The sequence below is a fragment of the Amycolatopsis sp. NPDC003731 genome, assembly GCF_053586895.1.
This window is the reverse complement of the sequence record NZ_JBSFNC010000028.1, coordinates 14,613-32,917: the sequence shown is the minus strand read 5'-3', so window position 1 is coordinate 32,917 and position 18,305 is coordinate 14,613. Positions and strand designations below refer to the sequence as shown.

The following is an 18,305-nucleotide window of genomic DNA, read 5'->3' as shown; positions in this document are numbered from 1 at the left end:
CGAAACAGAGCAAAACCGTTACTGGGCGGGAGGTTGCGGACGCGCCTGCCCGAGCAGGGCCGAGAGCCGCACGTCCGGGGTCACGACATCGGGGTCCGTCCGCACGTCGATGACGCACGGCCGCTGCCGCACCAGAGCGCTCGCGATGATCGGCTCGAGCTCTTCACGATCGTCCACGGTGTACCCGGCCGCGCCCAGCCCACGCGCCCACGAAGCGAAGTCGGTCAGCGGGATGGAGACCCCGGTGAGCCGGCCGTAGGTGCGCGCCTGGTGCATGGCGAGCGCGCCGTGGACGCCGTTCTGGAAGACGACCACCATGACCGGCGCACGGTAGCGGACGGCCGTTTCGATCTCCTGGCCGGTCATGAGCGTCCCAGCGTCCCCAACCATGGCGACGACGGTCCGCCGCGGCTCGGCCAGCTTCGCCGCGACGGCGGCCGGAACGGCGTAGCCCATGGCGGCGTTGCTCGGACCGAGCTGGCTGCGCGGCGCGGTGAAGCACCAGTAGCGGTGCATGAACTGCGCGAAGTTGCCGGCGTCGCTGGTCACGATGGTGTCCTCGGGCGCGAGCTTCCGCAGCGCGCGGACGACGTCGACGGGGTGCACCCGCGTGTTCCCGCTGGTGTCGGGCGGGGTCATGAAGGTGTGGACGGCCGCGTTCGCCGCCGAGGCCCGCCGCGTCCGCGGCGACGCCACCTCCCGCAGCTCCCGCAGGAACGGTTCGACCTCGGAGTCGACGCGGAAGGTGAGTCCCCGCCGCTTCGGGCTGACGTCGATGCCGGTGCCGACCATGACCAGCGTTTGCTGCGCGGTCGGGTAGCGGTAGGCCTGGGTGGTCACCTCGTCGAGCTGGGTGCCGAGCGCGAGCACGAGGTCCGCGCGCTCGAGCGCGTCCAGCTGCCGCGCCGGGATGCCCAGCCCCAGGTGACCGGCGTACCGGGCGTGGTTTTCCGGGAAGGCGTCCTGCCGCCGGAAGGCGTTGTAGACGGGCAGCGCAAGCTCATCGGCGACGGCGATCAGCTCGTCCCGCGCCGACCGCGCCCGCCCGCCGACGATGACCACGGGATATTTCGCCTCGTCCACCAGCTGCGCCACGGCGTCAGCCGAACGGCCCAGCGTCCCGGACGCCGGCGGCCGCACCCGCGCCATCGGCTTCGCCGCGTCGTAGGGCATCCCCCAGATGTCGCAGGGCACGCCGAGCACGACCGGCCCCGGCCGCCCTTCCTGCGACGTCGTCAGCGCGTGCGCGAGCAGTCCCGGCAGCCCGTCCGGGTCGGTCACCCGCAATGTCGACTTGGCGATCGACTCGAACATGGCCGTGAGATCCGACGTCGGCAGCTCCCCCGACGACGACCACACCGGCTCGGTCGCCGGCGTCTCCAGCAGCACGACCATCGGCGTCTCGTCCTGGTACGCCGTTTGGACGCCGATGGCCAGGCTCGCCGCACTCGGCCCCCGGCTCGCGAGCAGCACGGCAGGACGTTCGGTGAGCTTCCCTTCGGCCTCCGCCATGAACGCCGCGCCGGCATCGTGGCGCGCCGAGACCAGCGTGATCTCCCGCTCCCGCTGCAGGGCGTCGAGCAGTTCCAGGAAGGACTCACCGACCACCGCGTACACGCGGCGGACACGCGCCTCGGTCAGGATCCGCACGGCCGTCTGGGCGACGGTCGCTCCCAGTTGGTATCTAATGAGGAGAGCTTAGGCGGGCACCGTTCAGTGCAGTCAAGTGATCTTCACCGAAACCGGACAAGGATAGGCCGAATGTCCGCTTTGACCGACTGCAAGCCGATCAAGGGAGCGAGGACCACCGACTTGGCCGCAACCGAACATGAAACTGTTTTTACTTATGGCGCACCGGCGTTGAAGTACGGCACCGGCGCCAGCGACGAGATCGGCTACGACCTCACCCAGTACGGCGCCCACCGCGTGCTCGTGGTGACGGATCCTCAGGTGGCCGCGACCGGCTGGCCCCGCCGCATAGCCGACGGCATCGCGGGCTACGGCATCGAGACCGAGATCTTCGACGGCGTACACGTCGAACCCACCGATGTCAGCATGCAGAAGGCGGTTGACTTCGCCCGCGGAACGGGTCCGTACGACGCCTTCGTCGCCGTCGGCGGCGGGTCCGCCATCGACACCGCCAAAGCGGCCAACCTCCTGACGAGCAACGACGGCGACCTGATGGACTACGTCAACGCCCCCGTCGGCGGCGGCCGAGCACCGGCCCAGCCGCTCAAGCCGCTGGTCGCGGTGCCCACGACCACCGGCACGGGCTCGGAGAGCACCACGGTCTGCGTCCTCGACGTGCTGTCCCTGCGCGTCAAGAGCGGAATCAGCCACCTGCGGCTGCGCCCGACCCTGGCCGTCGTCGACCCGCGGCTCACGGTCAGCCAGCCACCCGGCGTGACGGCCGCCAGCGGCATGGACATCCTCTGCCACGCGGCAGAGAGTTATACCGCCAAGCCGTACACCGAGTTCGACCGCAAGCGCCCGGAGCAGCGCGTGCCGTACTGCGGCTCGAACCCGCTGGCCGACATGTTCGCCGAGCAGTCCCTCCGGCTGCTGTCGTGGGCCCTCCCAGCCGCCGTGCGCGACGGTTCCGACCTCAAGGCCCGCGAAGCCATGGCCTTGGCCGCGACGTTCGCCGGCCTCGGCTTCGGCAACGCCGGCGTGCACATCCCCCACGCGAACGCCTATCCGATCGCCGGCCAGGTCAGGGATTTCCACCCGGACGGGTACCCAGGCGAAGAACCCATGGTCCCGCACGGCATGGCGGTCTCGCTGACCGCGCCCGCCGCATTCCGCTTCACCTTCGACGCGGCCCCGGACCGTCACTTGCGAGTCGCACGCCTGCTGGCGCCCGACTTCGAATGGCCCGGCGACTTCGCCGACCACCTGCCCGCGGTGCTGATCGACCTGATGCGCCAGATCGGCATCCCGGACGGCATCGGTGCCGTCGGCTACACGGAGTCCGATGTGGACTCCCTCGTCGAGGGAACGCTCAAGCAGCAGCGCCTGCTGGCCACCGCGCCACGCGAGGCCTCCGCCGACGACCTGTCGGGCATCCTGCGCGAGTCGGTGTCGCTGTGGTGAGCGAGTACCCGCACTGGCAGACGGTTCCGTTGCGTTGGAAGGACAACGACGTCTACGGGCACGTGAACAACGTCGTCCACTACTCGCTGATGGACACCGTGATCAACACGTGGCTCATTGAGCAAGGAGGCCTTGACATCGAAGCCGGGGCGGTGATCGGGCTGTGCGTCGAGTCGCATTGCGGGTATCACGCATCGGTGTCCTTTCCTGGTTCATTGAGGGTCGGGTTGCGGGTCGCACACCTCGGGAAGTCCAGCGTCCGCTACGAAATCGGCATGTATGCAGCCGACGAATCCCTGGTCGCCGAAGGGCACTTCGTGCACGTCTTCGTAGACCGCGAGTCCCGCCGGCCAACGCCGGTTTCCGGTAAGCTGCGCGAGGCGTTGGAGGCACTGCAGCCTGGATGACACGCACCGCCGTTCGTTTCACCTCCCTTCGACGGTGCGGGTTCCAGGCCTTGTCTTCCTGCGCTTCCGATCATGCACGACGGCCCCGACAGAACCGGGCGATCCGGCCCGAGTTGTCCACAAGGCCACCGATCATCGGCGAGTTGTCCACAGATTCGCCACGAGGGGTTCCGCACCCCCGCGACGGCGATAGGCTGGAGAGCGCATGAGATCGGTCCACAGTGGACGGGCTGTTTCCTTACCGGATCGGCTAGTAACACGGATGGCGACCTAGGCGTCGATCCGGTTGCGGCGGCAGAGTGGTGGAGCAGACGGCTCGAAGGTGGTCCCGGACCCGTCGCCGGCAGGCGTCCCTGCGGCGGTCACGGCACCCGAACACAGAAGTGGGCCAAAAGTGGTGGTCGCGCGTCCGCTTCCGGCAGACGCCCCGGGAGCGGACGCGCCATCGCCTTTTGTGGCCAGGTGGAGATGACGAAGTTGTCGCCGGCAGGCGCCCCGCCGACGACTGAAATCCCCGCTGCAACGGCCTGGTAGTGGTCGCGGTCCGTCGCCGGAAGGCGCCCCGCCGGCGGACCGCACCACTGCCGCAGTCAGCCGCCTCCCGACACGGGGAGGCCGGCTGCCTGCACGAACAATCGCCGCGCATACCAACGACGGCAAGTGGTTCTGCTGAATGGCCCGGCGATTGCGGCGGTCCCGCTCAGCGACCAGGCCCCGAGGAGGGTATGCCGCCCAGGAAGGGCAGCACTTCCTTGCCGTCAAAGAGCGAAGCAAGAGAAAGGAGGATCCCCGCCCCGCCGGTCTTGACGTCCATTGAGAGGCGCAGCAACCGGTTGCCCGGGAACGCGAGGCCGCCTTTGTACGGCACCGCGTACCAACCCAGCCATGCCAGCTGCCGATCAATCGCCGCCGCGCGGCCCGGCTGCTCCGCATCTGCGCTGGCAGCCAGTGCGACCGCCAGTCCGCACCGGCCGTTGAGCAGGCCGGGGTGGAGGACGAACTCGCCGAGGCACGCCTCGCGCAATGCGGGAAGGCTGTCACCGGCCTCTGCGTCCGGCCGGTGCCGAGCCAGCTGTTCGGTGACCAGGAGGATCCCTGCGCTGCCGACGCCGATGTGCGGCAACGTCCGGGCGACGCCGTCTCGGACCTGAAGCGAGCCGTCGTCGGCTTCGATGCATTCTTCGAGGTCGCGGCACAGCGCCTGGTCGGCGAACGAGAGCCAGGCCGGCTCGCCGGTGCGTTCGAAGAGCCGGACGAACAGCAGCGCGGGCCCGGCCCAACCGGACAGTAGGCCGGCACGAGCCGAATGGCCGGGCGGCGCCGCAGTCTCGAGCGCCTCGGCCAGCCGGACGGCCGTCGCCAGCGCTTGACGGCCGTACTCGTTGTCCTGACGGACCGTCGCGAAATGCAGCATGGTCAGCCCGATGCCGGCCAGACCGCTCTCCAGGGAGTGATCGCTCGTCTGCTCGACGAGCCGCGCGGAAGACGCCAGCAGCTTGCTGGCTTGGTCGTGATACCCGAAGTTCTCGAGCACGTAGGCGATGCCGGAGCTACCGTCGTAGAACCCGGGCCGGGTCGGTGGCTCACGACGGACTGCGTCGATCAGCCAGCGTTCGTGCTCGGGGAAGCGACCGGCGCCGGCGACGTCGAGCGCGTGCAGCACGCCGGCGGCACCGACACCGAAGCACACACCGCCGACGGTGAACTGTTCGACGTCGCCGGGGAACAGCCGATCCTGGCGCGACGGGGTGGCGCTGGCCAAGATCGCCTCGGTGATCTGCTTGCGGACGAGCGGCCAGTCCGGTTTGTCGTGGTCGAGCTCGGTGTGGACCGGTGCCGGCTCCGCGGAGACGTCACGCGGGGCCAGCACCGCAACTGCGGCATCGGCGTACCCCTCGGGCAGCGCGAACCGGTGTTCTACGAAGTCAGCGATCCGGCGCAGCTTTACCGGAGCGAGCTCCGCCAGCGGCAATAGCGGCAGGAACAGCCACAGTCGCAACGCTGCGAGCGCGTGCTCGTCGACCTCGAACCCAGTGCGGTCGGCCGGAGCACGGAAGCCGGGTGTGCCCGGGGCCGGGCGATCATCGACTTCGGCGTCGAATGACGACCCGAAGTCGGTCAGGGAGATGCGGTCGTGGTCGTCCTCGTCGATCAGGATGTTCGAGGGATGCAGCTCGCCCACGACGATGCCGCGGGCGTGAACTTCCGCGATCGTCTTCTCCACTCGAGCGATGATGTCCAGCGCGCGCCCTGCGTAGGCGGCGAGGTCGGCGGTTGTTGTGTTGCTCCTGGTCAGCGGGTAGTTGCGGGTCAGCCAGCTGGCCAACGAGATACCCGGCAGGTACTCCGTGGTCAGGTAGTGGCGCTCAGAGACGGCGAACTGCTCGACGATCTGCGGCACACCGGGGATACCGGCGAGCCGACCGAGCATCTCGTGCTCTCGTTGCAGCCGCTCGACGGCGTCGATGCGCGCCTCGTCGAGACCCCCGTGTGAGCGGGCCTCCTTGAGGACGAACTGGTCGCCGCCCGTCTTGGGGTCGGCGAGGTAGGTGCCGCCGCCGTTCGAGACGTGCAGCGGCTTCACCATTCGGTACGGGAATCGGGCCGCGGCACCTCCTTGGCCTGTGGGCAGGCTGTTTCGCAAACAGGGCGGCAGCTTGACCCAGTCGGGCACGGAGAACGTCGGCTCGCGCTTCTCCGGAACCAGCCGGCCATCCGGCTTGCGGACTGCCGGGACCCGATTGCCGTTGTGTTCCACCCACTGGTCGGCGAATCCGCCGTAACGCACGTAGAGGGGACCGTCGCCGTACCGCAAGCCGCTCGGAATACCGGGACCGTGCTCTGCCTCCAGCCGCGGTGACAGGTCGGTGAGGACTCGCTCCAGTTCGTTGTGGTCGACCGGGTAAATGGTGGCCAGCTCGACCCCGCTGTCGCCGGGCGCGTATTTCGAATTCCGCGCGAGCAGAGTCAGCAGTGAGCGGAGGTGCTTGTAGGCGACCGCATGCTCGATACAGGACTCGTAGACGTGCGCGAGTAGCCGGCCAGCGTTGTCCAAGCCGGCGGAAACGTGAATCTGCCAGCCCTGAGCCGGAAGGACGTGGCCAGCCGGGCGCACGGTGCGCCACACTCCACGGTCGGTGGTCACCCAACCGGTGTCCGGCACCCGGAACATCGTGGTGAAATTCTCGGCCGGCGCGCCGTTTTCCTGCTGTTCGTCGTAGAACAACGGGTCGGCGAAGCAAAATGCTTCGTAGCGCAGGTCCATCCGAGATACCCCTCCGTGCGATCCCCTGGACACCACGGTCCCGGGACGAAGAATATTCCCCCATGCCGGACAGCTCTGGGCCAATCCGCCAATCCGGCGGTTCGACTGGGCTATCCGAGGTAGGCAAAAAAGGCGTCTACCAGCCGCTAGACGAACCGAGGGTGATTTTGTCCAGTCCGATCACCACACCATAGTGGTGTAACGTGAAGATCTTTCCGACGTTTACGCAGGTCCACCGGAGGGCGACCCCAAATCCTCAGCCGAATTGGCAGAATGCCATCAAGGCCGATCCGTGATCTATTTTCTCGATAGGAGCCGAACATGTCGGGAACACTGTGGACGCAGGAGCGCGACGGGTGGTCCACGCCACGCCCGCGGCACCTCGGCAGCCGGCCCCGCCAGTACCACGGAGTAAGTTGACGGCGGCGGACCGGAAGGAGGAACGGGTGATCTTCGGATTCGCCGTGACGGTCGCCGTGGCCGCCACGCTCGTCGCGCTCTGGAGCTTCGTCCAGTCGGCTCGGAACCGGCTTCCGGACAACCCGCTCCTGATCGCGCTCGCGGTCCTCGAGCTGCTGCTGGTCGTTCAACTGGTGATCGGGATCGTCCTGCTCGCCAGTGGTGACCGGCCCGGCAGCCTGGCGACCTACCTGGCCTACCTGATCGGCTGCCTGGTCGTGCTGCCCGTGGGCGCCGCCTGGGCGCTGGCCGAGCGGAGCCGGTCGAGCACCGCCGTGCTCGGCATTGCCTGCCTGGCCGTCCCCGTGATGGTGCTGCGACTGAACGAGGTGTGGAGTGGAGCAACAGCGTAGGACGGCCAGCGGCCCCGGACGGGTGCTCGTCGCCGTGTACGCGATCTTCGCGCTGGCCGCGACGTCGCGGGCCGGCGTCCAGATCGGCACGAAGTTCCACGAAGCCCCGCTCGCCTACCTCCTGTCGGCGTTCGCCGCGGTCGTCTACATCGTCGCGACCGTCGCGCTGGCCCGGCGAGGGGACGGCTGGTGGCGGGTGGCCCTCGTCGCCTGCTCCATCGAACTCCTGGGCGTGCTGACCATCGGCACGCTGAGCCTCGTCGACGCGGCCGCCTTCCGGCACCCGACCGTCTGGTCCGTCTACGGCGAGGGCTACCTCTTCATCCCGCTGGTCCTGCCGGTCGTCGGGCTGTACTGGCTGCGGAAGACCGCCCCGGTGAACGTCGCTGCCTGAAGCCGGCCAAGGACCAAGGACCAAGAGCGCCACCCAAGAGCGCGGAACAGTACGGGTACTGCACGTAGCCCACTCCGGGAAATAAATACGGATTCGACCGGCGACTTTCGTCGGTTCCGGACATTAGCCGGAAACTCGGACAATCTTCGAGTTCGGTCCCCACCGGCTTTCCCCACGCGGTTCTCCCCCGCGTGAAAAGGAGTGAGCGTGAAATTCGGCAAGTTCGTCCTGCTGGCCGCGAGCACCGCACTGGCCGTCGTCGGCCTCGGCGGTCCGGCGGCCGCCGACAGCACCCCGCAGGCCCAGCCGTCGATCATCGGCGGCAGCACCGCCACCAGCGGGCCCTGGGCGGCCCGGCTGTTCGTCAACGGCCAGCAGAACTGCACCGCGACGATCATCGCCCCGCAGTACATCCTCACCGCCAAGCACTGCGTCAGCAGCTCCGGCACCTACACGTTCCGCATCGGCAGCCTGGACCAGTCGAGCGGCGGGACGATGGCCACCGGCTCCACCATCACGCGCTACCCCGGCTCCGCCGACCTGGCGATCGTCCGGCTCACCACCTCGGTGAACGCCACCTACTCGCCCCTCGGCAACGTCGGTGACGTCTCGGTCGGGCAGAACGTCTCGGTCTACGGCTGGGGCGCGACGAGCCAGTGCGGCTCCGAGATCAACTGCCAGTCGCGCTACCTCAAGGTCGCGACCGTGCGGGTGAACTCGATCGGTTGCAGCGACTACACCGGTGGCGTGGCCGTGTGCGCGAACCGCGTCAACGGCATCACCGCCGGCGGTGACTCCGGTGGCCCGATGTTCGCCTCCGGCCGTCAGGTCGGCGTTGCGTCGACCAGTGACCGGTCGAACAACACCGCCTACACGAACATCACGCGTTATCGCAGCTGGATTTCGCAGGTGGCCGGCGTCTGATTCCCGGCAAGAAAGGGCCCGGCCGCAAATGGCCGGGCCCTTTCCCGTCACGACGTCACGACGTCACGACGTCGCCACGTCAGGACGTGGAAATGTCGTCGAGCTGTTCCGCGGCCGGCCGCACCGGGTAGAGGTCGCCGCCCGGCTGCACCGGCACCCGCGGCAACGCCGTGCGCGCGGCGCGGTCGCCCGCGTCGGCCGCCGCGTGGAGGACGTCCAGCGCCGCGTACGGCCGGAAGTCCAGCTCGGGGTACGGCCACGCCTGCTGCCCCTGCGTCGCTCCCGGGATCAGGAAGTCGACCGCGCCGAACAGCGTCGCGCCGCTCGGTGCCGTGTAGTGCCACAGGTCGACGCCGACGTGCGTGCCGATCTGCGCCAGCCGGGTGAGGGCGACCAGGTTGAACGCCGAGTAGTGCCAGCTGCGGGTCCGGCTCGTCTCCTGCGGCTGCAGGCCGTCGGCCTGGATCTGCGGTGCGATCCGCTTGGGCCCGGCGTCGCGAGCGATGGACGCGGCCAGGTCCCGCTGGCCCGTGCCGAGGGCGAGGGCCGCGGTGAGCATGTCGTAGAAGCTGCCGTGGTTGTTCTGGGCCTTCGCCTCGTCGGTCCCGTTCTTGCTGGTGCGCAGCCAGTCCAGGAACTGCGTGTACCAGCCGGTCATGCCGGCCTGGTCGGACTTCGTCCAGCCGGGCGCGCCGGTGGCCAGGATCGCGGTGGCGTCGACGACCTGGCTCAGCGTGTAGGCGAACTCGATGATGCCGATGCCGCGGCCGTCCACCTTGCACGGGATGCCCTGGGCGAAGTTCATGTTCGGGTTCATCTTCGTGGCCGCGTCGAGGAACCACGTGCGCAGGTCGAGCGACGCGCGCTGGGCGTACCGCGCGTCGCCGGTGTAGTACCAGGCGAGCGACAGCCGGTAGATCGCGGCGAACGCTTCGCCGCGGTAGGCGTGGTCGGTGATCTCGTCGACGATCGGGTTGCGCTGGCCGTCACGCTGCACGAACGGGCAGCCCCACGGGTTCTCCGCGGTCGGCTGCGTCGTCGGCCACCAGTAGGGCGCCAGGCTGAGGTAGTCGTGCTTATCCCCGCTGGGCGGGACCTGTTTCTTCGACGTCACGCTCCACGGCCCCGCCGTCAGGTCGGTCTTGGCCGCCGTCAGCAGGTTGTTCAGGGCCGTACGGGACGTCTTTTCGCCGACGAGCGCGGCGAACTTCGTGCGAAGCAGCTGCTTGCCGTCGAGGACGGCGGTCGCGGGTGCGCACACCGGCCCGATGATCGGGACGGTGCAGCCGGTGGGTCGCGGCGCGGCCTCGGCCGGCGCGGCGAAAGAAGCGACGAGGCCGAGCGCGGCGAGCGCGGCCACGACGGTGTGGCGGAAAACCATGTCCGCTCCATTCACAAATATGAACATCAGACCTGTGAGTGAATGGAGCGTACGCATGTGAACGCAGGCGAAGCAATGCCTGGTTCAGACCAAGTCAGCCCGCGAAGTCCCGCGGCCGGAAGAAGGCGACGAGCCGGGCGGTGCGGAGCGTGTCCCACGGATCCGTCGTCGCGAGCACGGCCGCGGCTCCGGTGGGGAACTTGGTCTGGATCGGCGACGTCTCTTCGCCGTGACCGGCCAGGTGCAAGGTCAGGTCGCTGACGCCGGGCTCGTGCGAGACGAGCGCGAGCCTGGTGACGTCGGCCGGCGTCCGGCGAGCGGCGTTCAGGAACTCGGGGACGTCGGCGCCGTAGAGGTCGTCGTCGTACTCGACGGGTGGCGAAGCGGGCAGTTCGCCGCTTACGTGCCGCCAGGTTTCCCGCGTGCGACGCGCGGTGGAGCAGACGACCAGGTCGGGCACGTGCCCCTCCGCCGCGAGCCACCGGCCAAGCCGCGGCGCGTCGCGAAGGCCGCGCGGCGCCAGCGGCCGCTCGTGGTCGGGCAAGCCCTCCGACCAGTCCGACTTCGCGTGCCGGACCACGATGAGCCACCTGGTCGCGTCCATGCCCGTCACCCTAACGGCGAAGGGCCCTGGAGCGGATCGCTCCAGGGCCCTTCGCTGAGCCGAGTCCGATCGCTACCGCAGCGGCAGGCCCAGCACCGAGATGCGCGGCTCCTTCACCGGCGACAGCAGGGGCTGCCCGCCGCCCCGGACACCACCGGACCACCGGCACGTCCGCCCGCGGCGCGCTGGGCACACCTGGCAGCGCGACGTGAGGCGATTTGACCTCCGGCAGCACACTGCCACCGAGCACCCCGGGCACCGAAGACACCGACGGGCTGTCGCTGCGCGCCTCGCGCTCGGCAGTCCCGGCCACCGCCGCGGGCAGACCACCGAGGAGGCAGGGAACGATGCAGTGCGCGCAGTACACCCGCCGGATCTGGAAGTCCCCGCACCTGACGACGTTCGGTGCGGCGGAGATGCTCTACCACTTGACCCAGCCGTGAATGCACCTGCTGGGCAGCGTGGTGTACCCGATCCCGTTGGTACTGCTGACAATCCACGCGGTCACCGAGCCGACGGCGGTGTGGGCCTGGTTCACCGGGGGGCGCGGAGGTACCTGCTGTACGGCCTCGCGGGGTTGCTGCCGTTCCTGATCTGGGCCTTCGAGGCGTCCGAGGAACCGGACGTCGCGGAAGCAACTAACCCGATAGGGTGACCCCCCAACAAAGTTGATCTAGCGAAACTGGGGTGGTTGACTTGAGGAAAAGCTTACGTCTGGCAACGATCGCGACCGGCATCGTCGCCAGCGTGGCCATGGCGGCCGGGCCGGCTTCGGCGGCGACGTCTTCGGTGGACCTTCCCGAGGGGATGACCGCCAGCTACCTGGTCGTCGATCAGGAGACCGGCCAGACCTACGGTTCCGACGAGCACAAGCAGTACCGCTCGGCCTCGCTGGTCAAGCTGTTCATCGCCCTCGACTACCTCGAATCCCACGGCCCGGACTACGAGATCCCGGCCGACGACCTGGCGCTGCTGGAGCCGATGCTGCGTTCCAGCAACGACGACGCGGCCAGCACGCTGTGGGTGCGCGACGGCTGGGACGAGATCATCAAGCGGATGGTCACCAAGATCGGCCTCACCGACACCGCACCACCGGCCAGCCGCGGCAAGTGGGGGTACACGGCGATCAGCGCCGCGGACATCGCCAAGACGTACCAGTACATCCTGCACGACGCGAACCCGAAGTACCGCGACTTCATCATGGGCAACCTGGCGCGGTCGACCAAGTGCGGTTCGGACGGCTTCGACCAGTCGTTCGGCCTCCCGAGCGCGGTGCCCGGCCCAAAGGCGGTCAAGCAGGGCTGGTCCGGTTTCGGCGCAGCGCCCGAGTCCGGTCAGGAGTGCACGGAACCGTCCGCCAACGAGCGGCGCGTGCTGAACTCACCGGAGGTAAAGGCCGCCAAGGCGCTCGCGTCCAGCGGCGAAGGCACGCCCGACGGCGCCCGGACGTTCGGCACCCAGGACATCGACCTGACCAGCCGCGCGATGCACACGAGCGGCACGGTGGACTGCAAGATCGTCGTGGTGCTGACCCTGGAGCCGACCACGCTGTCCTGGCAGGATTCGGCCGGCCGGATCACGAAGCTGACCCAGGACGTGTTCTTCCAGTCCGCCCTCTGACGGTTCTCGATGAGGCAGCTCCGCCGCGATCCTCGAGGCCGCGGCGGAGACGTCGATCGTGGTGGGCCGCCTGGGGCTCGAACCCAGAACCTACGGTTCAGCCGTCGGACACTGGCGTCATCGACTGACGCTTGCCAACCCTAGTCCCTACCTGCCTCTTTCGCGAACGCAAACCATCGTCCTCGGGCAGAGGCAGTCATGGATGATCATCGAATTTCGGGAGTAAAACGGCCGGATGATCTTCCTTCTAGCGGCATGGCGCTAGTCCGTGAGCCGGACCGAGTTCTGTCGGTGGTGCTCGGTACGGTGCTGACGACTGGGAGGTTGACGTGGAACTGAGGACGCTCGTCGAGCGGGTGGCGACCACCTACGACCGCACGGACAGCATGGACAGCGGAGCACAACGCCTGCTGCGGTCGGCCGGCACCGAACTGGCGCCACTAGCTCGCGGATACAAGGTCGTCGGAAGCGGCGGCATGGGGCAAGGTGCTCATGTTCCGTGGATCGCGTTGTTCGATCCCGATGAGACCCCTAGCGCAACCCGCGGCCTATATGTCGTCTATCTGTTCGCCGCCGACATGTCGACCATCTCGTTGAGCCTCAACCAGGGCGTGACCGAGGTGCGCTCCAAGTGGGGCAGCCAAACCCGCGCCCGACTCGCCCAACAGGCCACCGCGATCCGCGACGGACTTGAGTCGACGCTCATCGACGGGCTGACGCCAACCATTGACCTCAAGCACTCGACGAGCCAACTTCCACGTGATTACGAGGCCGGCAACATCGTGGCAAGGACCTACCAGGTCGACAGCTTGCCAGCCGAGTCGGAACTGCAGGCTGACCTACAGCGGTTCATCCGGCTATACCAGGTAGCCATCGACGTTCGCAACGGGCTCGCGGTGAGCAATCCGGCTGTCATCGCTTCGCCCGGGCCCCAGCCGGTGCCGGAGTCGCAAGCCGAGTTCAAGCCGAAGAACAGCGACGACTACGTCCAGACCATCATTGGCCGGACGATCCGCAAGTCGCGCAAGCACGAGACGCTCGTCAAGGAGTACGGCGAGCACCTGATAGATGCCGGCTTCGACCCGAACACCAACGTCCATCCACGCGACCTTGTGGCAACACATGATGGCGGTGAGTGGCTGATCGAAGCCAAGATCGTGCGGAAGGGCAACGGCGTCTATGCGACTCGCGAAGCCATCGGCCAACTCCTGATGTATCGAAAGGTCTGCTACCCGGCTCCAGGCGGCGTGCGCATGCTCGCCTTATTCAATGAACCTGTAGGCGATCTCTGCGTCGAGCTACTTGAGGATCTGCAGATTGCGAGCGTGTGGCAAGACGGCGGGCAGTGGATCGGTTCACCAACAGCGCACGCCGCCGGGCTAGCACCTGCCGGCGCCTCGTAGTAGGGGAACCGGATGGATCTACAGGAGATGCGGGCCAAGCTTGCCGACTTCGTTGAACAGCGGGACTGGCAGCAGTTCCACACGCCGAAGAACCTCGCTATGGCACTGGCCGGCGAGGCCGGCGAACTAGTGGCCCTGTTCCAGTGGCTGACCCCCGATGAGGCAGCCTCCATCATGGAGTCACCAGAAGCAGCAACGGCAGTGCGTCACGAGATGGCCGACGTGCTCTCCTACCTCATCCGACTTGCCGACGTGCTCGAAGTGGACCTCGCAGCAGCACTGCAAGAGAAGATCAAGGTCAACGAGCAACGCTATCCGCCAGAGCTCGCACGAGGTACCGCAGAGAAGTACGACCGCTTGTAGGCGGACTCTGCGAGTCCAGAGCGCTCGTAGTCCCACCCAGTAGCGCACTTCCGACTCCCTCACCTTCTGATCCGACGTCGATCAAGGGCGCCGCCAGTCATCCTCGATCGTCATGCGTTCTGACCTGCGCAGACGCGAGCGACGAGTCCATCACCACCGATCGCTGACAAACGCCGTCGAGCGTTGATTACTGGCAGTACACCGGCAACCGGACCCCAGGCAAGATGTCGGGCGGTCCACGGATGCCTCAGAGCACTGAGGAGGTTGACGTTGAGCTGAGGGTGCTCCGCAGAAAGCAGTGCTGACGCGATCGCGGCGGCGCCACTGACCCTCTGAAGCCAGGCTTACACGGAGTGCACAAATGTTGTGTTGATGTTAGCTTATTGTTATCAATAGGAGACACGGACCTTCGTTCGTGCCACTTGCATTTCGCGGACGGGTGAAGTTAGCCGGTTGATCACGCAGGTACGGGGGACTACTCTACAGTTATAGGCGCGATACCGACCAAGTTGGTCGTCATCGGAGCTTAAACTGCATCAACCCTACAAGGAGGGCCCCGACCGTGCTCCTGCGCTTCAGGGTGGCCAACCATCGGTGCCTTCGGGACCTGACAACGCTGTCACTCACACAACCAACACTGCGCACTAACGTTCCGCCTGACGGCGACTGGATGAAGGCTACGAGCCGGGTCGCTGGGATCTACGGCCCCAACGCGTCAGGCAAGTCGACAGTGCTTCACGCCTTGCACTTTATGAGTCAGGCGGTGAGGCTCTCCGCTTCATCGTGGACCGAAGATAGATACCTCCCATATAATCCATTTTTGCTCGACGATGATTCAGACCTGAAGGCATCTACATACGAAATCGATATTGTCGTGAACAATACACGTTATGCCTACGGTTTCGAATCCGCCAGCGGTAGCGTCCAGCGAGAATGGCTCTATTCCTATCCAAATCAGCGCAGGCGTACGCTTTTCGAGCGCGACACGTCTAGTGATAACGAGTTCTTCTTTGGTCGAAATCTTACTGGCGACACCAGGGCAATAAGCAGACTGACCGAGCCGCATAACTTGTTCTTGTCTGTTGCCGGCAGGGCGAAGCACCCTGTATTGCGCCCCATATTTGAACATATCGGGCGCAAGATTAGATACGCAGCCTTTACCCATGACGATCAATTCGCGCGAATGCGACTTGTCAAGAAGGTCCTCGAAGATAAAGTCCTACTACGCAAGACCGAGGCGCTACTTCGATTCGCGGACCTTGGCATATCAAAAATCAATCTCGGAGAGGAAGAGGTAAGCTCCGAGAGGCAAGAGTGGCTCCGGAACATGCTGAACATCCTGCCCGGCACGCAGAAGCCGACCGAGGACCAACTAAAGAAAGTCTTTGATGAACTAAAACGCACGGTTCTGTTTGAGCACACTACCGAGTCGGGATCTGGCGCGGCAGAGCTTGACATCGATGATGAGAGCGCGGGAACTGCCGCTTGGCTTACCTTGGCCGTGCCAGCGTTGATTTCGATCGAAAAAGGTGACATATTCCTGATTGATGAGATCGATTCAAGCCTACACACAAAGTTGTGCGCTGCATTGATCTCAATCTTCAAGGATCAGGAGATAAATAGGACAGGCGCACAACTTATATTCACCTCTCACGACGTTTCTCTACTAGGCCGACTTGGCGGGAACTCGCTGGCGCCAGACGAAATTTGGTTCACCGAGAAAAGCCAGGGCGTAACCGAACTTTTCTCGCTACATGAGTTCCAGACGCGGCGCAACGACAACTTCGAGAAGCGTTACCTGGAGGGACGCTATGGCGCCGTTCCAATGATTGAGATAGATGAACTTAAGTCAGAGTTGGCATATGTCAAAATGGACTCTGAATGAATGCACGGCGAGCCCCGGAGCCCGTAAAATGGCGGGCCGCAAGAGGAACGCGTAGGGAGCGCGACAGAATCCTCATAGTGACGGAAGGATCCGTTACCGAACCGCAATACTTTCAAGGATTAGCAAAACATTATAAGGCGACCGGAGTAGAAGTTTGCGGCCTCAAAGTTGTGGGCGACGGTCGAGGCGACCCCCTCAAGGTGGTTGAGCGTGCAAACCAAGAGTCTGAGAATGGCCGGCTCCTAGGTCGAAGGACCGGATACTCGTCGATTTGGTGCGTCATGGACGTCGATACTCACGCAAACCTTGAGGAAGCAGTTCGAGAGGCCAAAAGGCGACGATACAACCTGGCGATAAGTAATCCTTGTTTCGAACTCTGGCTCGTATGGCATTACGCTGACCACAATGCATATATTTCCACGAGTCATGCCGTCAAGAAGTGTTCCGATTTTGGCATAAAAAAGAAGCGAATCCCTTTTGGGTTCCCATACGAAAACGTCGGTGAGGCGATCCGCAGGTCGAAGTGCCTTACGGCGGAGCCGCCAGAAAATCCCGGAAGTCAGGTCTGGCGAGTGGCAAAGGTAATCGCCCAAATCTGAGTCTGCTGACCTCATGCCAAGAGGTTGGCCTCTCGGCATCTCGTCGACCTGGCATAGCCCGATCACGTCGTGTCAAGGGGGCGCTGACGACGCGAGCGGCACATCACTCTTTAGTCGCCCCCTTGACACGACGTGATAGCCCTCTGGGAGGTCGTCGAGATGCCGACAGGCCAACCCCGGACGCAACTGGTGCGCCACAGCCGGACATCTCGGAGACCTGCCCGTCCGGCGAGGACATCCTCTTTCGAGATGACGATCGCGGCCCCGCCGGCGGGTGGTCGCTGGGCTGCTTTTCGCGGGCGACCGCCGGGGACCGGGCGCCAGCCCGCACGCCCCGGCGGAGCTTGCCCGCGGGTCAAACACAGTGCTCAGCGGCCCCGGAGGGGCCGCCTTGAACAAGTAAGGAAACTCTGAACACGAGGTTGTTCAAGGTCGAGGTGTGGCTTGAGAACGGATCTGGGCAATGCGTCCCTTGGTGAGGCCGAGCGCGTCGGCGACCTCGGTGTAGGTCATGCCGGTGTCATGGGCTTGCTCGATCGCGTCCTTCCTCACCTGCGCAAGATCGAGCATCCGCCGCCGGTACGTCTCGATGAGGGCAGATGCCAGTCGTGCTCGACGGATGGGGTTGGGGTCTTGGCGAACTCGCGTGAACTCGTCGTCTTGCTCATCGTCGTCCACAGATCGCGACGGCCCGCAGGGCCGCACAATCGGTGCCGCTCCACGTCCGCGGTCGATCAAGCCCTCCGATTCGAGGAGGGCAAGTGCCCGACGCACCGTCGTCTCAGATACGTCAAACCTGGCGGCGAGTTCGTCTCGCGTCGGAAGGTGCTCCCCAGCGGCGAGGGTGCGCGCCAGGATCTTTTCGCGTAGCGCTTCGGCGATCCGCTCGTACATATGCCCGGCTGCGTCGCTCGACATGATCAATATCTCCCAGTGTCCTTAAAGATCGGTCATGCTGGTGACGACACCGTCAACACCAAGGAGGTTGAAGCGCTCGCGCTTTCCCGGCTTGTTCGCGAACGCGATTACCTTGGTGCCGGCTGCCCGTGCGGCGTCGATATCAGTGGCCGAGTCGCCGATCATCACGCACTCCCCGGGATGTGTCTCGGTTGCCAACATCGCCCGTCTCAGCAGAAACGGGGACGGCTTGAGGTGCTCAACGACAGCGTCATCTCGCGCAGAGATCCCGTGGACAAGTGGTTCGAGCTCCCGGAGTTCGAGGTACTGCCGGACGGCTGTGGTGCTGTTGTTGCTCACGATCGTTACGAGCTGAGCATCCCCTGCGGCGCGGCGGAGGAGGTCCTCAGCTCCAGGGGTCGCCGGCGCCTTTCGAACGGCGCGGGACTCGCACTCGCGGAAGCGTTGTTCGATCCGGTTCGCGACCGCGGTGTCGACGCCGGACGCGAACCGGAGAACCTCGAAGGGATCGCTGGCCTCTGCGATCGTATCCGGGTAGGTGACGCCGTGATCAACGAGCGCAACACGTAGCGCGTCGGCAACCTCATCGTCGGAGGTGCTTCCGAAGACAGCGCAGACAGGTCCGTCGAAATCCAAC

The 18,305-nt window shown here is 65.8% G+C and carries 16 protein-coding genes; 10 read left to right on the top strand and 6 right to left on the bottom strand.

Going from position 1 to position 18,305, the window contains the following annotated elements; genetic code table 11:
* Positions 1–18: 18 nt before the first annotated feature.
* Positions 19–1,677 (bottom strand): thiamine pyrophosphate-binding protein, encoded by a 1,659-nt coding sequence (locus ACWDN5_RS14685; RefSeq protein ID WP_310968495.1) that lies wholly within the window; start codon positions 1,675–1,677, stop codon positions 19–21.
* Positions 1,678–1,761: 84 nt separating this feature from the next.
* Here ACWDN5_RS14685 and ACWDN5_RS14680 point away from each other — a divergent pair, with 84 nt between their 5' ends.
* Positions 1,762–3,093, top strand: a complete 1,332-nt coding sequence (locus tag ACWDN5_RS14680) for a hydroxyacid-oxoacid transhydrogenase (RefSeq protein WP_449676647.1) — start codon at positions 1,762–1,764, stop codon at positions 3,091–3,093.
* Positions 3,087–3,500: an acyl-CoA thioesterase gene (locus ACWDN5_RS14675; protein WP_396136858.1), complete on the top strand. Its 414-nt coding sequence runs from the start codon at positions 3,087–3,089 to the stop codon at positions 3,498–3,500. The genes ACWDN5_RS14680 and ACWDN5_RS14675 overlap by 7 nt, the downstream gene beginning before the upstream one ends.
* 700 nt (positions 3,501–4,200) lie before the next feature.
* On the opposite strand, the gene lanKC is transcribed toward ACWDN5_RS14675, so the two are convergent.
* The gene (lanKC, locus tag ACWDN5_RS14670; protein WP_449676646.1) at positions 4,201–6,765 is read right to left on the bottom strand and encodes a class III lanthionine synthetase LanKC; all 2,565 of its coding nucleotides are present in this window, start codon (positions 6,763–6,765) and stop codon (positions 4,201–4,203) included.
* A 446-nt stretch (positions 6,766–7,211) separates the two neighbouring features.
* On the opposite strand from lanKC, the gene ACWDN5_RS14665 reads away from it, so the two are divergent.
* From ACWDN5_RS14665 to ACWDN5_RS14655, 3 genes are all read left to right on the top strand, one after another.
* Positions 7,212–7,577, top strand: a complete 366-nt coding sequence (locus tag ACWDN5_RS14665) for a hypothetical protein (protein ID WP_310968027.1) — start codon at positions 7,212–7,214, stop codon at positions 7,575–7,577.
* Between the two features lie 22 nt (positions 7,578–7,599).
* Positions 7,600–7,971, top strand: coding sequence for a hypothetical protein (locus ACWDN5_RS14660; RefSeq protein ID WP_310968497.1), 372 nt, complete (start codon positions 7,600–7,602; stop codon positions 7,969–7,971).
* Positions 7,972–8,178: 207 nt separating this feature from the next.
* Positions 8,179–8,895: a S1 family peptidase gene (locus ACWDN5_RS14655; RefSeq protein ID WP_449676645.1), complete on the top strand. Its 717-nt coding sequence runs from the start codon at positions 8,179–8,181 to the stop codon at positions 8,893–8,895.
* Positions 8,896–8,974: 79 nt separating this feature from the next.
* Here the strand turns inward: ACWDN5_RS14655 and ACWDN5_RS14650 are convergent, their stop codons facing one another.
* Positions 8,975–10,276, bottom strand: a complete 1,302-nt coding sequence (locus tag ACWDN5_RS14650) for an alginate lyase family protein (protein WP_449676644.1) — start codon at positions 10,274–10,276, stop codon at positions 8,975–8,977.
* Positions 10,277–10,370: 94 nt separating this feature from the next.
* A complete protein-coding gene (locus ACWDN5_RS14645) occupies positions 10,371–10,880 on the bottom strand; it encodes a SixA phosphatase family protein (protein WP_449676643.1) in 510 nt (169 codons plus the stop codon).
* A 687-nt stretch (positions 10,881–11,567) separates the two neighbouring features.
* Between ACWDN5_RS14645 and ACWDN5_RS14640 the strand changes: the two genes are divergently transcribed.
* The 5 genes from ACWDN5_RS14640 (at position 11,568) to ACWDN5_RS14620 (ending at position 16,750) form a co-directional block, all read left to right on the top strand.
* Positions 11,568–12,500, top strand: a complete 933-nt coding sequence (locus tag ACWDN5_RS14640; RefSeq protein ID WP_449676642.1) for a hypothetical protein — start codon at positions 11,568–11,570, stop codon at positions 12,498–12,500.
* 329 nt (positions 12,501–12,829) lie between these two features.
* Positions 12,830–13,903, top strand: coding sequence for an MrcB family domain-containing protein (locus ACWDN5_RS14635; protein WP_449676641.1), 1,074 nt, complete (start codon positions 12,830–12,832; stop codon positions 13,901–13,903).
* 12 nt (positions 13,904–13,915) lie between these two features.
* Positions 13,916–14,266: a nucleotide pyrophosphohydrolase gene (locus ACWDN5_RS14630; protein WP_449676640.1), complete on the top strand. Its 351-nt coding sequence runs from the start codon at positions 13,916–13,918 to the stop codon at positions 14,264–14,266.
* Between the two features lie 562 nt (positions 14,267–14,828).
* Positions 14,829–16,151, top strand: coding sequence for an AAA family ATPase (locus ACWDN5_RS14625; protein WP_449676639.1), 1,323 nt, complete (start codon positions 14,829–14,831; stop codon positions 16,149–16,151).
* Positions 16,148–16,750 carry an RloB family protein gene (locus ACWDN5_RS14620; RefSeq protein WP_449676638.1) on the top strand — a complete coding sequence of 201 codons (603 nt, stop codon included), beginning with the start codon at positions 16,148–16,150 and terminating at the stop codon, positions 16,748–16,750. The genes ACWDN5_RS14625 and ACWDN5_RS14620 overlap by 4 nt, the downstream gene beginning before the upstream one ends.
* Before the next feature lie 426 nt (positions 16,751–17,176).
* On the opposite strand, the gene ACWDN5_RS14615 is transcribed toward ACWDN5_RS14620, so the two are convergent.
* Together ACWDN5_RS14615 and ACWDN5_RS14610 are read right to left on the bottom strand one after the other, a co-directional pair.
* The gene (locus ACWDN5_RS14615) at positions 17,177–17,668 is read right to left on the bottom strand and encodes a GntR family transcriptional regulator (protein ID WP_449676637.1); all 492 of its coding nucleotides are present in this window, start codon (positions 17,666–17,668) and stop codon (positions 17,177–17,179) included.
* Between the two features lie 21 nt (positions 17,669–17,689).
* Positions 17,690–18,304, bottom strand: coding sequence for an HAD family hydrolase (locus ACWDN5_RS14610; protein ID WP_449676636.1), 615 nt, complete (start codon positions 18,302–18,304; stop codon positions 17,690–17,692).
* Position 18,305: the final 1 nt, after the last annotated feature.